The 14,075-nt window shown below is 72.9% G+C and carries 14 protein-coding genes; all 14 read left to right on the forward strand.

Annotated features, from left to right (window positions below):
- The first annotated feature begins 60 nt into the window (after positions 1 to 60).
- The 14 genes from C1708_RS07105 to C1708_RS07165 all read left to right on the forward strand — a co-directional run bounded on the left by C1708_RS07105 (position 61) and on the right by C1708_RS07165 (position 14,075).
- Positions 61 to 1,695: an acyl-CoA dehydrogenase family protein gene (locus C1708_RS07105; protein ID WP_106411845.1), complete on the forward strand. Its 1,635-nt coding sequence runs from the start codon at positions 61 to 63 to the stop codon at positions 1,693 to 1,695.
- Positions 1,696 to 1,946: 251 nt separating this feature from the next.
- On the forward strand, positions 1,947 to 3,224 hold the full coding sequence (locus C1708_RS07110; RefSeq protein ID WP_502696056.1) for a GAF domain-containing protein: 1,278 nt from the start codon (positions 1,947 to 1,949) through the stop codon (positions 3,222 to 3,224).
- A 198-nt stretch (positions 3,225 to 3,422) separates the two neighbouring features.
- Positions 3,423 to 4,697 carry a TolB-like translocation protein gene (locus C1708_RS07115; protein ID WP_106411846.1) on the forward strand — a complete coding sequence of 425 codons (1,275 nt, stop codon included), beginning with the start codon at positions 3,423 to 3,425 and terminating at the stop codon, positions 4,695 to 4,697.
- Positions 4,698 to 4,789: 92 nt separating this feature from the next.
- Positions 4,790 to 5,362 carry a GNAT family N-acetyltransferase gene (locus tag C1708_RS07120; RefSeq protein ID WP_106411847.1) on the forward strand — a complete coding sequence of 191 codons (573 nt, stop codon included), beginning with the start codon at positions 4,790 to 4,792 and terminating at the stop codon, positions 5,360 to 5,362.
- A gap of 127 nt (positions 5,363 to 5,489) precedes the next feature.
- Positions 5,490 to 5,573: a putative leader peptide gene (locus C1708_RS35810; protein ID WP_310887545.1), complete on the forward strand. Its 84-nt coding sequence runs from the start codon at positions 5,490 to 5,492 to the stop codon at positions 5,571 to 5,573.
- A 160-nt stretch (positions 5,574 to 5,733) separates the two neighbouring features.
- Positions 5,734 to 7,449 (forward strand): nitrite/sulfite reductase, encoded by a 1,716-nt coding sequence (locus C1708_RS07125; RefSeq protein ID WP_106411848.1) that lies wholly within the window; start codon positions 5,734 to 5,736, stop codon positions 7,447 to 7,449.
- Positions 7,446 to 7,625: a hypothetical protein gene (locus C1708_RS07130; protein WP_106411849.1), complete on the forward strand. Its 180-nt coding sequence runs from the start codon at positions 7,446 to 7,448 to the stop codon at positions 7,623 to 7,625. The genes C1708_RS07125 and C1708_RS07130 overlap by 4 nt, the downstream gene beginning before the upstream one ends.
- Complete coding sequence (locus C1708_RS07135; protein WP_106411850.1) at positions 7,622 to 8,332, forward strand: phosphoadenylyl-sulfate reductase; 711 nt, start codon at positions 7,622 to 7,624, stop codon at positions 8,330 to 8,332. The genes C1708_RS07130 and C1708_RS07135 overlap by 4 nt, the downstream gene beginning before the upstream one ends.
- 5 nt (positions 8,333 to 8,337) lie before the next feature.
- Positions 8,338 to 8,907, forward strand: coding sequence for an adenylyl-sulfate kinase (gene cysC, locus C1708_RS07140; protein ID WP_274543346.1), 570 nt, complete (start codon positions 8,338 to 8,340; stop codon positions 8,905 to 8,907).
- On the forward strand, positions 8,904 to 9,842 hold the full coding sequence (gene cysD / locus C1708_RS07145) for a sulfate adenylyltransferase subunit CysD (protein ID WP_106411851.1): 939 nt from the start codon (positions 8,904 to 8,906) through the stop codon (positions 9,840 to 9,842). The genes cysC and cysD overlap by 4 nt, the downstream gene beginning before the upstream one ends.
- 2 nt (positions 9,843 to 9,844) lie before the next feature.
- Entirely contained in the window at positions 9,845 to 11,179 is a 1,335-nt protein-coding gene (locus C1708_RS07150; protein ID WP_106411852.1) for a sulfate adenylyltransferase subunit 1, read from the forward strand.
- Positions 11,180 to 11,273: 94 nt separating this feature from the next.
- A complete protein-coding gene (locus C1708_RS07155) occupies positions 11,274 to 12,377 on the forward strand; it encodes an ABC transporter substrate-binding protein (protein ID WP_106411853.1) in 1,104 nt (367 codons plus the stop codon).
- Between the two features lie 29 nt (positions 12,378 to 12,406).
- Positions 12,407 to 13,195, forward strand: coding sequence for an ABC transporter ATP-binding protein (locus tag C1708_RS07160; protein ID WP_106411854.1), 789 nt, complete (start codon positions 12,407 to 12,409; stop codon positions 13,193 to 13,195).
- Positions 13,182 to 14,075, forward strand: coding sequence for an ABC transporter permease (locus C1708_RS07165; RefSeq protein ID WP_106411855.1), 894 nt, complete (start codon positions 13,182 to 13,184; stop codon positions 14,073 to 14,075). The genes C1708_RS07160 and C1708_RS07165 overlap by 14 nt, the downstream gene beginning before the upstream one ends.

Below are 14,075 nucleotides of genomic sequence, written 5' to 3' on the forward strand. Positions count from 1 at the left end.
ACTCACCCACAGGCCCGGTCCTCGCGTGAGGCGGGGCGGGGGCCGGGGTAGGTTCGCCTCATGGCAGGCACCACGCACACCGTGACCAACCAGGCCCCGCCGCTCGTCCAGTACGACGTGTTCGGCTCGGACCGGGCCCTGGTGGGGGCGGTCGAGCGGCACCTGGCGCCCGAGGCGCGGGAGGCCGGGCTCGCGGAGCTGTCGGCGCTGGGGCACACGTGCGGGTCCGCCCAGGTGCAGGAGTGGGGCGCGCAGGCGAACGAGAACCCGCCGCGGCTGCGCACCCACGACCGCTACGGCCACCGGATCGACGAGGTCGACTTCCACCCTGCCTGGCACCGGCTGCTCGGCAAGGGCGTCTCGGCGGGGCTGACGGCGGCCTGGGGGCGGCCCGGCGGGCACGTGCGGCGGGCGGCGGCCTTCCTGATGTGGACGCAGGTGGAGGCGGGAAACTGCTGCCCGCTGTCGATGACCCACGCGGCGGTGCCCGCGCTGCGCACCGACCCGGAGCTGGCCGCCGAGTGGGAGCCCCGGCTGACGTCGGTGATCTACGACCGCGCCCTGCGGGCCCCGGGGCAGAAGCCCGGCGCGCTGTTCGGGATGGGGATGACCGAGAAGCAGGGCGGCAGCGACGTACGGGCGAGCACGACGGCCGCGCGGCCGCTGGCCGAGGACGGCGCCTACGCGCTGACGGGGCACAAGTGGTTCTGCTCGGCGCCGATGTCGGACGCCTTCCTGGTGCTGGCGCAGGCGCCCGGCGGGCTGACGTGTTTCCTGGTGCCGCGGGTGCTGGAGGACGGCAGCCGCAACGTGTTCCTGATCCAGCGGCTCAAGGACAAGCTGGGCAACCGCTCCAACGCCTCCGCCGAGGTCGAGTTCGACGGGACGTGGGCGCGCCGGGTCGGCGAGGAGGGGCGCGGGGTGCGCACCGTCATGGGGATGGTGGCGGCGACCCGGCTGGACTGCGTGCTGGGCTCGGCGGGGCTGATGCGGCAGGCCGTGGCGCAGGCGGTGCACCACTGCGCGCACCGGGAGGCGTTCGGCGGGAAGCTGCTCGACAAGCCGCTGATGCGCAACGTGCTGGCCGATCTGGCGCTGGAGTCGGAGGCGGCGACCACGCTGGCGCTGCGGCTGGCGGCGGCGTACGACGACGGCGGCGAGCAGGAGCGGGCGCTGCTGCGGATCGCGGTGCCGGCGGCGAAGTACTGGGTGACCAAGCGGTGCGCGCCGGTCGCGGTGGAGGCGGCGGAGTGCCTGGGCGGCAACGGGTACGTCGAGGAGTCGGGGATGCCCCGGCTGGTGCGGGAGTCGCCGCTGAACTCGATCTGGGAGGGCGCGGGCAATGTGCAGGCGCTCGACGTGCTGCGGGCGCTGCGCCGGGACCCGGGTGTGCTGGACGCGTACCTGCGGGAGGTCGGGCGGGCGCGCGGGGCGGACCACCGGCTGGACGCGGCGATCAAGGACCTGCTGACCGGGCTGGCGGACCTGGAGGGCGTCGAGGGGCGGGCGCGGCGGCTGACCGAGCGGCTGGCGCTGGTGCTGCAGGGGTCGCTGCTGGTGCGGTACGCGCCGCCGGAGGTGGCGGACGCGTTCTGCGCGGGGCGGCTGGGCGGCGACGCGGGCGCCGCGTTCGGCACGCTGCCGCCCACCCTGGACCTGGCGTCGGTCGTGGAGCGCGCCCGGCCGGAGCTCTGAGGACGTCATGACACGGGGGTGGTGCTGCGCCGACACGGCACCACCCCCGCCGCCACGGACTCCCGAAGGGCCGTGCACGCCGCTCGAGGCGGCGTGGCTCGAGTCTCAACCGGTGAGCGGTCGGGTCACCAGAGTTGCAGGGGGTTGCAACGCGCTGTTCCCGTACCGGTACTGAGCGTCCTCGTCCGGGGCAGACGGCAGTATGTGGTTCCACAGTGTGCGGTTCCACAGGTTTTCTTCCGGGAGGTCCGGTGGCGCTCTCGCCGATGGACGTGTCGCATCTGGCCGCCGTGGACACAGCGCGCGCGGCGCGGGTGCTCGACGAGGTCCGTTCCGCGGCGCTGTCGGGGCGTCCGGCGCCCGTCGCTCCCCGCCCGGTGATCGGGCAGTCCTGGGAGCGGATGCTGCGCAGCGGCGTGGACCCCGACCACGGCTGCCGCAGCGGGCTGCTGCCGATGGACGAGGTGCGGCGGCGCCGGGAGGCCTCGCCGCTGCGCCATGTGCTGCCGGTGCTGCGCGAGGGGCTGCTGTCGGTCGCGGACGTCGCCCGTCACATCATGGTGGTGGCCGACGAGGAGGGCCGGGTGCTGTGGCGGGAGGGCAGCGCGCCGGTGCTGCGCAAGGCGGACGGGCTGGGCTTCGAGATCGGCGCGGACTGGCGCGAGGACGTCGTCGGCACCAACGGGGTGGGGACGCCCGCGGTGACCGGACGCCCCGTGCAGGTCTTCGCCTCCGAGCACTTCGTACGGTCGCACGCCACCTGGACGTGTGCGGGCGCGCCCCTCACCGATCCGCGGGACGGGCGGCTGATCGGTGTGGTGGACGTGAGCGGGCCGCTGGAGACGATGCACCCGGCGACGCTGGCCTGGGTGGACTCGGTGGCGAAGCTGGCCGAGGCGCGGCTGCGGGAGAGGCACGTGCGGTCGCTGGAACGGCTGCGCGCGGTGGCGGCGCCGGTGCTGTCGCGGATCGACGGGCGGGCGCTGGTGGTGGACCGGCACGGCTGGACGGCGGCGGTGACCGGGATGCCCTACACGGAGCGGCTGGCGCTGCCCAAGTCGGTGTCGGCGGGCCAGCGGTGGCTGCCGGCGCTGGGGCGGTGCTCGCTCGAACCGCTCGCCGGGGGGTGGCTGGTGCGGGCGGCGGCGGAGCCGTCGGCGCGTCCCGCCGCGCGGATCGTGCTGGATCTGGGCGGGCGGCACCGCCGTTCGGTGCGGGTGTCCGACGGGACCGGCTCGTGGACCCGGGAACTGAGCCCGCGCCACGCCGAGTTGCTGTATCTGCTGGCGGTGCACCGCGCGGGCCGCAGCGCCGCCGACCTGGCCCGTGACGTGTTCGGCGACCCGGCGCGCACGGTGACGGTGCGCGCGGAGATGTCCCGCGTACGGCGCTATCTGGGGGCGCTGCTGGAGCACCGTCCGTACCGGTTCACGGAGTCCGCCGAGGTGAAGGTGGTGCTGCCGGACGACCCCGGGGACCTCTTCCCGCGCACGGCGGCGTCCGCGGCACTGGTGCGCGGGTCGGGCTAGCATCTGGCCGGAAACCGCCGCGCCGACGGGGTACACATGTACGTGAGCGCGTGCGGGTGGGCGGTCCGTGCGTGGAATTGCGGGGTCTTCGTCCCGTCCGGCGGCCGGCTGTCGTAGCATCCGGGGACGGGCCGTCCCATCTGCTCCACGGTCAACCCGGGGATCACCGGACGCAGTTGGCTCGCTCGGGAGGACGTCATGAAGCATCGCGGCAGACACCGCCGGCGCCACAGAGGCAGGGCGCTGCGCGCCGCGCTGACCGGTACGGCCCTGGCGCTCACCGCGGCCGCCACCATGATCAGCACCTCGCAGGCCACCGACGCCGACGACCCCGGCGCGCTGCGCCCGCTCACCGCGACCGCCGACACGGCGCCGCTCCGGCTGACCGAACACGCCGTCCCGGGCGCCGAGCTGAACCGTCTCACCGCGTCGATGGGCCCGGCCGTGGGGGTGGGCGCGGTGCTCGCCGACCCGGACGGGGCGCTGGAGGACGCCGAGGGGTGCACGGACGACGACCGGCGCGCGCTGCCCGTCGAGCCGGCCGTGTCCCGGGCGTACTGCTGGCCGGAGCGGGACACCGACGGCTGGCGGCCCGGTGCGGTCACCACCTCCGGGGACGCCGACGAGGACGGCCGCTGGGGCGCGCACCGGGTGGTCCTCTCCGGCTGGACCCGCGGCGCCGGCACGCCCGACGGGCAGGGGCTCGCGCGGGTCGCCTTCGTGGCCGCCGACGACGACCGGGCGCCGCGCTACACCTGGGCGCTGCTCGCCGTGCCGGTGGACGGGGGCCGGGACTTCCGCGGGCTGGGCTCCGACGTGTCCGGCATGGTCTGGTACGAGGACAAGCTGCTCGTCACCGCGGGCCGGGGCGAGGGCGGCGCGCTGTACGTGTACGACCTGGACCGGGTGCAGCGGGCCACGGTGGACGCGGACGCCGTGGGGCGGGTGCCCGGCGGCTGGTCGGCGGCGGGCGCCCGGTACGTGCTCCCGGCGGTCGCCTCCTACGGGACGGCCGGCGCCGGCGCGCCGCGGCCGGGCGGGATCGCCCTGGACCGCAGCACCGCGCCGGACAGTCTGGTGGTGCACGAGGCGGCGCCCGCGGACGAGGAGGGGCCGACCCGGCTGTGGCGGTACGCGTTCGGCGCCCGTCCGGAGCGGGCCGGGCTGCTGGAGGCGGAGCCGGTCGCGGTGTACGAGACGGAGCTGACGCGGGTGCGCGGGGTGCTGGCGCACCGGTCGGAGTGGTACCTGAGCCGGGCCACGGGGGCGCCGGAGGAGCGCGGCACGCTGTGGCGGCAGGACACCGAGGGGGCGCGCCCGGTGCGCTGCGGGGCGGACGAGACGTACCGCTGCTGGAGCGGTCCCGCGACGTCCCTGTCGTACTGGCAGGCGACCGGGGACGTGTGGTCGCAGTCGGGGCGGATGCTGTTCGCGCTGCCGCTGGCGTCGATCGACGAGTCGCTGGAGCGGTAGCGGGTCACCGGAGCGGTAGCCGGACCAGGGGGGTGTCCGGCCTCTGGTCAGGCGTTCGACACGGGTGTGTGCCGGATGGTTGTCTTTCGGCCATGACGACCCTCTCCGTGACCACTTGGTCCCTGGAGCAGACCGCGCCCACCGATCTCCGTCCGGCCGCCGTGCCCGAGGGGGACGTGCGGGTGGTCCGCTCCGAGGTGCCCTCCCCCGAGTTCAGCCGGTTCCTGTACGCGTCGGTGGGCGGCGACATCCGCTGGACCGACCGGCTGGGCTGGACGTACGCGCGATGGCGGGAGCATCTGGAGCGGCCCGGCGTGGAGACGTGGGTCGCCCACGACCGGGGCACGCCGGCCGGGTACGTGGAGCTGGAGGCGCAGGACGAGGGGGTCGTGGAGATCCTCTACTTCGGGCTGCTGCCCGCCTTCCGCGGCCGGCGCATCGGCGGTCATCTGCTGTCGTACGGCGTGGCCCGCGCCTGGGACCTGGCGGACCGCTGGCCCGGGGTGAAGCCGACCGCGCGGGTGTGGCTGCACACGTGCAGCAAGGACGGCGAGCACGCCCTGGGCAACTATCTGCGCCGGGGATTCCGGCTGTTCGACACCACGGTGGAGGACGAGCCGGAGAGGGCCGCGCCGGGCCCGTGGCCGGGCGCTTACCCCGCCTGAGCGGTTCCGGCAAGACCGCTCGCACCGCTTGTGACCAAGGACACCCTTGTCTTGCATGGCGAGACAAGGGTGTCCACATTTTGGATAATGGTGGACTGCCTCCAGATCGCCGTGCCAGGCTTCCGCCATGCCTGGAACTGGAATCGCCTTGGTGAGTCGGCGGCACGTCGACCTCGGCCGCATGTCCAGCGCCATCTGTCCGGCGCGCTGAGAGCACCCAGCAGCGCCCGACACCCTTCCCCCCTCCTTTCCTGCGCAAGGACGCGCACACCTCTGCCCGCGTGCGCGTAAGCGCAGGTCAGAGTCGTTCCCCCGGCGCGGCGCCCCGCGCCGAGAGACCATCCACCGCTGTCCCGAAGGACGTATCAGCCATGGCCGCCACCCCGCAGAAGCCTGCCGCCGCGCAGAAACCTGCCACCGCGACCCCCCGCCGCAGGGCGAGCCGTCACCGCGGAGAGGGACAGTGGGCCGCGGGACACTTCACCCCGCTCAACGGCAACGAGCAGGTCAAGAAGGACGACGACGGTCTCAATGTGCGGACACGCATTGAGACGATCTACTCCAAGCGGGGCTTCGACTCGATCGACCCCGCCGACCTGCGCGGCCGGATGCGGTGGTGGGGCCTGTACACCCAGCGCAAGCCCGGGATCGACGGCGGCAAGACCGCGGTCCTCGAGCCGGAGGAGCTGGACGACACGTACTTCATGCTGCGGGTGCGCATCGACGGCGGCGCGCTGACCACGCGGCAGCTGCGGGTCGTCGGTGAGATCTCGCAGGAGTTCGCGCGCGGGACCGCCGACATCACCGACCGGCAGAACGTCCAGTACCACTGGATCCGCATCGAGGACGTGCCCGAGATCTGGGAGCGTCTCGAAGCCGTCGGCCTGTCCACGGTCACCGCCTGCGGCGACACGCCCCGCGTGATGATCGGCTCCCCCGTCGCGGGCATCGCCGAGGACGAGATCATCGACGGCACCCCGGCGCTGGAGGAGATGAAGCGCCGCGTCCTGGGCAACAAGGCGTACTCGAACCTGCCCCGCAAGTTCAAGACGGCCATCTCCGGCTCGCCGGTGCTGGACGTGGTGCACGAGATCAACGACGTGGCGTTCGTCGGCGTCCGCCACCCCGAGCACGGGCCCGGCTTCGACCTGTGGGTCGGCGGCGGCCTGTCCACCAACCCCAAGCTGGGCGTGCGGCTCGGCGCCTGGGTGCCGATCGAGGACGTGCCCGACGTCTACGAGGGCGTCCTGTCCATCTTCCGCGACCACGGCTACCGCCGGCTGCGCAACCGCGCCCGGCTGAAGTTCCTGGTCGCCGACTGGGGCGCGGAGAAGTTCCGCCAGGTGCTGGAGGACGAGTACCTGGGGCGCAGGCTGACCGACGGTCCGGCGCCCGCCGAGCCGGTGTCGCGCTGGCGCGACCACATCGGGGTGCACCGCCAGAAGGACGGCCGCTTCTACGTCGGCTTCGCGCCGCGCGTCGGCCGTGTCGACGGCGCCACCCTCACCAAGATCGCGGACGTCGCCGAGGCGCACGGCTCGGGCCGGGTGCGCACCACCGTCGAACAGAAGATGATCGTCCTCGACGTCGAGGAGTCCCAGGTCGACTCCCTCGTCGAGTCCCTGGAGGCGCTGGACCTCAGCGCCCGCCCCTCGCCCTTCCGGCGCGGCACCATGGCCTGCACCGGCATCGAGTTCTGCAAGCTCGCCATCGTCGAGACCAAGGCGCGCGGCGCCTCGCTGATCGACGAACTGGAGCGCCGCATGCCGGAGTTCGACGAGCCGATCACCATCAATCTCAACGGCTGCCCGAACGCCTGCGCCCGTATCCAGGTGGCGGACATCGGTCTCAAGGGCCAGCTCGTGCTGAACGACCAGGGCGAGCAGGTCGAGGGCTACCAGGTGCACCTCGGCGGCGCGCTCGGCCTGGAGGCCGGCTTCGGCCGCAAGGTGCGCGGCCTGAAGGTCACCGCCGACGAACTGCCGGACTACGTGGAGCGGGTGCTGAAGCGTTTCCAGGAGGAGCGCGAGGACGGCGAGCGGTTCGCGTCCTGGGTCACCCGCGCCTCCGAGGAGGCCCTGTCGTGAGCGAGCGCGCGGCGCCGTTCCACTGCCCGTACTGCGGCGACGAGGACCTGCGCCCCAGCGAGGAAGGGCACGGGGCATGGGAGTGCGCGGCCTGCAACCGCGCCTTCCGGCTGACGTTCCTCGGGCTGCTGGCCCGGGGTCTGGACCGATCCGACACGGGAGGGGACCCGGCATGACGGCCGTATCGGACGAGCGCGGCGCCGTCGAGTTGCGGGAACTGGCCGAGCAGGCGGGCCGGGACCTGGAGGACGCGTCCGCACCGGACATCCTCCGCTGGGCGGCCGACACCTTCGGCAGGCGCTTCTGCGTGACGTCCTCCATGGAGGACGCGGTGGTCGCCCACCTCGCCTCCCGGGCCCTGCCCGGGGTGGACGTGGTGTTCCTCGACACCGGCTACCACTTCCCCGAGACCATCGGCACCCGGGACGCCGTGGAGGCCGTGATGGACGTCAACGTCATCACGCTCACCCCCCGGCAGACGGTCGCCGAGCAGGACGCCGAGCACGGCCCGAGGCTCCACGACCGCGACCCGGACCTGTGCTGCAGGCTGCGCAAGGTGCAGCCGCTGGAGGAGGGCCTGAAGGACTACCTGGCCTGGGCGACCGGCCTGCGCCGCGACGAGTCCCCGACCCGGGCGGACACCCCGGTGGTCGGCTGGGACGAGAAGCGGCGGAAGGTGAAGATCTCCCCCATCGCCCGGTGGTCCCAGGAGGACGTGGACGCCTACGTCGCCGAACACGGCGTCCTCACCAACCCGCTGCTGACGGACGGTTACGCCTCCGTGGGGTGCGCCCCCTGCACCCGCCGCGTGCTGGAGGGCGAGGACGCCCGCGCCGGCCGCTGGGCGGGCCGCGCCAAGACCGAGTGCGGACTGCACGGCTGACCCCCATGACCGCGCCTTCGACGAACCAGGAGAACCACGTGACGACCGGAGCCACCGTCTGGCTCACGGGTCTGCCGAGTGCGGGCAAGACCACCATCGCCCACGAACTCGCCGCCCGGCTGCGCGAACAGGGCCGGCCGGCCGAGGTGCTCGACGGCGACGAGATCCGCGAGTTCCTCTCGGCGGGCCTCGGCTTCAGCCGCGAGGACCGGCACACCAACGTCCAGCGCATCGGCTTCGTCGCCGAACTGCTCGCCCGCAACGGCGTGCTGGCGCTCGTCCCGGTGATCGCCCCGTACGCCGACAGCCGCGAGGCCGTCCGCGCCCGCCACGAGGCGAACGGTACGCCGTACGTCGAGGTGCACGTGGCGACGCCCGTGGAGGTGTGCTCCGTACGTGACGTGAAGGGCCTGTACGCCAAGCAGGCGGCGGGTGAGCTGACCGGGCTCACCGGCGTCGACGACCCGTACGAGGAGCCCGAGAAGCCCGATCTGCGCATCGAGTCGCAGCACCAGACCGTGCAGGAGTCCGCGGCGGTCGTCCACGCCGTGCTCAGCGAAAGGGGACTGGCATGACGACCGTCGCCACCACCGTCGAGGAGGGTACGGACAGCCCGTACGCCCTCTCGCACCTGGACGCCCTCGAGTCGGAGGCCGTGCACATCTTCCGTGAGGTGGCGGGTGAGTTCGAGAAGCCGGTGATCCTGTTCTCCGGCGGCAAGGACTCCATCGTCATGCTGCACCTGGCGCTGAAGGCGTTCGCGCCCGCGCCGGTGCCGTTCGCGCTGCTGCACGTGGACACCGGGCACAACTTCCCCGAGGTCCTCGACTACCGCGACCGCACGGTCGCCGAGCACGGGCTGCGGCTGCACGTCGCCTCCGTGCAGGACTACATCGACCGCGGCGTCCTCAAGGAGCGCCCGGACGGCACCCGCAACCCGCTGCAGACGCTCCCGCTCACCGACACCATCCGCGAGCAGGGCTTCGACGCGGTGTTCGGCGGGGGCCGCCGCGACGAGGAGAAGGCCCGCGCCAAGGAACGGGTGTTCTCGCTGCGCGACGAGTTCTCCCAGTGGGACCCCCGCCGCCAGCGCCCCGAGCTGTGGAACCTCTACAACGGCCGCCACGCCCCCGGTGAGCACGTGCGCGTGTTCCCGCTGTCCAACTGGACCGAGCTGGACGTGTGGCAGTACATCGCCCGCGAGGACATCGAACTGCCGGAGATCTACTACGCGCACGAGCGCGAGGTGTTCAAGCGCAGCGGGATGTGGCTGACCGCGGGCGAGTGGGGCGGCCCGAAGGACGGCGAGACGGTCGAGAAGCGCCTGGTGCGCTACCGCACCGTCGGCGACATGTCCTGCACCGGCGCGGTCGACTCCGACGCCGACACCATCGAGAAGGTGATCACGGAGATCGCCGCGTCCCGGCTCACCGAGCGCGGCGCCACCCGCGCCGACGACAAGCTGTCCGAGGCCGCGATGGAAGACCGCAAGCGCGAGGGGTACTTCTAAGCATGAGCACGATCACGACCGAGGAGCTCTCGGCCACCACCCTGCTGCGGTTCGCCACCGCCGGCTCCGTCGACGACGGCAAGTCCACCCTGGTGGGCCGGCTGCTGCACGACTCCAAGTCCGTGCTCGCCGACCAGCTGGAAGCGGTCGAACGCGCCTCGGCCGTCCGCGGCCAGGACACCCCCGACCTCGCGCTGCTCACCGACGGGCTGCGCGCCGAGCGGGAGCAGGGCATCACGATCGACGTGGCGTACCGTTACTTCGCCACGCCCCGGCGGCGGTTCATCCTCGCCGACACCCCCGGCCACGTGCAGTACACGCGGAACATGGTCACCGGCGCCTCGACCGCCGAGCTGACGGTGATCCTGGTCGACGCCCGCAACGGCGTGGTCGAGCAGACCCGCCGGCACGCGGCGATCGCCGCGCTGCTGCGGGTGCCGCACGTGGTGCTCGCCGTGAACAAGATGGACCTGGTGGACTACCGGGAGCCCGTGTTCGCCGCGATCGCCGAGGAGTTCACGGCGTACGCCACCGAGCTGGGCGTCCCCGAGGTCACCGCCGTCCCGATCTCGGCGCTCGTCGGCGACAACGTGGTGGAGCCGTCCGCCCACATGGACTGGTACGGCGGCCCCACCGTGCTGGAGCACCTGGAGACCGTGCCGGTCAGCCACGACCTGACCCGCTGCCACGCCCGGCTGCCCGTGCAGTACGTGATCCGGCCGCAGAGCGCCGAGCACCCCGACTACCGGGGCTACGCCGGGCAGATCGCCGCCGGCACCTTCCGGGTCGGCGACGAGATCACCGTGCTCCCGTCGGGCCGCTCGACCACGGTCACCGGCATCGATCTGCTGGGCGAGCCCGTCGACGTGGCCTGGACGCCGCAGTCGGTGACGCTGCTGCTCGCCGACGACATCGACATCTCCCGCGGCGACCTGATCGTGCCCAGCAAGGACGCGCCGGCCACCACCCAGGACCTCGAGGCGACCGTCTGCCACGTCGCCGACGAGCCGCTGACGGTCGGCCACCGCGTGCTGATCAAGCACGGCACCCGCACGGTCAAGGCGATCGTCAAGGACATCCCGTCCCGGCTGACGCTGGACGACCTGTCCCTGCACCCGCACCCGGGCCGGCTCACCGCCAACGACATCGGCCGGGTGACCCTCCGCACCGCCGAACCGCTGCCCGCCGACACCTACGCCGACTCCCGCCGCACCGGGTCCTTCATCCTGATCGACCCCGGCGACGGGACGACGCTGACCGCGGGCATGGTCGGCGAGTCCTTCGCCTCACCCGACCCGGTGGACGACGAGGCGGACGACGACGGGTGGGACTTCTGACCACCCGCCGGCCTCCCGCCGCCTCCGTACCGCCCTGAGCCCGCCGACGGCCCGGCCGCGCGACCGCCGGCCGCCACCGAGAGGAACGTTCCCCTTGCCTGCCACGACCGCCCTGCGCCGCGCCCTCGCGGTGACGGCCATGCTGCCGTTGCCGGCCCTGGCCGCCTGCGGTTACGGGTCCCAGGCCAAGGACATCGACACCGCGCAGGTCGCCTCGGGTCCGAGGACCGACGGTCTGGACTCCGTCCGCATCGGCTACTTCGGCAACCTCACCCACGGCACCGCCCTGGTCGGCGCCCAGAAGGGGTTCTTCCAGAAGGAACTCAAGGGCACCGAGGCGACGTACGCGGTGTTCAACGCGGGCCCGTCGGCGATCGAGGCGCTCAACTCCGATTCCCTGGACGTCGCGTTCATCGGTCCCTCCCCCGCGGTGAACGGCTGGACCAAGGCGGAGGGCAAGAACCTGCGCATCGTGGGCGGTTCGGCGTCCGGCGGCGTGAAGCTGGTCGTGAACCCCGACAAGGTGAAGTCCGCCGAGGATGTCGAGGGCAAGCGGATCGCGACCCCTCAGCTCGGCAACACACAGGACGTGGCGTTCCTCAACTGGGCCGCCGAGCAGGGCTGGAAGGTCGACCCGCAGAGCGGCAAGGGCGACGTCACCGTGGTGCGCAGCGACAACAAGGTCACTCCCGACGCCTTCAGGTCCGGTTCCGTGGACGGAGCCTGGGTGCCCGAGCCGACCGCGTCGCGGCTGGTCGCGCAGGGCGGCAAGGTGCTGCTGGACGAGTCGTCGCTGTGGCCGGGCGGCAGGTTCGTGATCACGAACATCGTCGTCCGGCAGGAGTTCCTCGACAAGCACCCCAAGGCCGTCGAGGCGGTGCTGCGGGCGTCCGTCGAGTCCAACCGGTGGATCAACGCCCACCCGGAGGAGGCCAAGGAGGCCGCCAACGCGCGGCTCGCGGCCGACACCGGCAAGCCGCTGCCCGCCGAGGTGCTCGACCCGGCCTGGGAGTCGATCACGTTCCTGGACGACCCGCTGGCATCCACCCTCAAGGCGCAGGCGGGCCACGCCGTCGAGGCGGGCCTGCTGGAGCAGCCGGACCTGAAGGGGATCTACGACCTCTCCCTGCTCGGCAAGGTCCTCCGGGCGGCCGGCCGGCCCGCCGTCGACGACGCCGGACTCGGCGTCCAGCCCTGACCCCGCACGCTTCCCAGGAGGTGACGACCATGGCCACGACCCTCGCCAAGGCCGCCGACGGCACGCAGTCGGCCACGCACGCGGCCCGCATCGAGCACGTCTCGAAGTCCTTCGCGGGCCCCGCGGGACAACAGCTCGTGCTGGACGACATCAGCCTCGACGTCGCCCCCGGCGAGTTCGTCACCCTCCTCGGCGCCTCCGGCTGCGGCAAGTCCACCCTGCTCAACCTGGTCGCCGGCCTCGACCGGCCCACCGCCGGAGCCATCACCACCGACGGCCGCCCCGCCCTGATGTTCCAGGAACACGCCCTGTTCCCCTGGCTCACCGCCGGCAAGAACATCGAACTCGCCCTGAAACTGCGCGGCGCACCCAAGAACGAACGGCGTGAGCGCGCCGAACAGCTGCTGGAGCTGGTCCGCCTGGGCGGCGCCCACGGCAAGCGCGTCCACGAGCTGTCCGGCGGCATGCGCCAGCGCGTCGCCCTCGCCCGCGCCCTCGCCCAGGAGAGCCGGCTGCTGCTGATGGACGAGCCGTTCGCCGCGCTCGACGCCATCACCCGCGACGTCCTGCACGACGAACTCACCCGCATCTGGCGCGAGACCGGCCTGTCGGTGCTGTTCGTCACCCACAACGTCCGCGAGGCCGTCCGCCTCGCCCAGCGCGTGATCCTGCTGTCCTCACGCCCCGGCCGCATCGCCCGGCAGTGGACCGTGGACATCCCGCACCCGCGCCGCATCGAGGACACCGCCGTGGCGGAGCTGTCCGTCGAGATCACCGAGCAACTCCGTGGGGAGATCCGCCGACATGGCCAGCACTGACACCACTACTCCCGGGGACACCGGCGATCTCGCCGGACTGGAAGCGGGCCTGGACGCACTGGAGACGGTGCAGACCACCCGCAAGCCGCTGCGGCAGACCCTCACCCAGAAGGTCCTCCCCCCGGTCGTCGCCGTCGCGCTCGTGCTGGCCGTGTGGCAGTCCCTGATCACCTTCGAGGTCGTCGACGACCCCACCAAGCTGCCCGCGCCCGCCGACGTCTGGCACGTGCTGGAGAAGGCCTGGCTGCAGGGCGAACTCCTCGGCTACATCTGGACCTCGGTCTCCCGCGGCCTGCTCGGCTTCTGCCTCGCCCTGCTCATCGCCACCCCCCTCGGTCTCCTCCTCGCCCGCGTCAGACTGATCCGCGCCGCGATCGGCCCGATCCTGTCCGGTCTGCAGTCCCTGCCCTCGGTCGCCTGGGTCCCGCCCGCCGTCATCTGGCTCGGCCTGAACAACCAGATGATGTACGCGGTCATCCTCCTGGGCGCGGTCCCCTCCATCGCCAACGGACTGCTCTCCGGCGTCGACCAGGTCCCGCCCCTGTTCCAGCGCGCCGGCCGCACCCTCGGCGCCACCGGCCTCAAGGGCACCTGGCACATCACCCTGCCCGCCGCCCTCCCCGGCTATGTCGCCGGACTGAAGCAGGGCTGGGCCTTCTCCTGGCGCTCCCTCATGGCCGCCGAGATCATCGCCTCCTTCCCCGACCTCGGCGTCGGCCTCGGACAGCTCCTGGAGAACGGCCGCAACGCCAGCGACATGGCCATGGTCTTCGAGGCGATCCTGCTCATCCTCACCGTCGGCATCGCCATCGACCTGCTGATCTTCAGCCCCCTCGAACGACGGGTCCTGCGCACCCGCGGACTCCTGGTGAAGAGCTGA

It is taken from the genome of Streptomyces sp. DH-12 (assembly GCF_002899455.1).
Classification (GTDB): domain Bacteria; phylum Actinomycetota; class Actinomycetes; order Streptomycetales; family Streptomycetaceae; genus Streptomyces.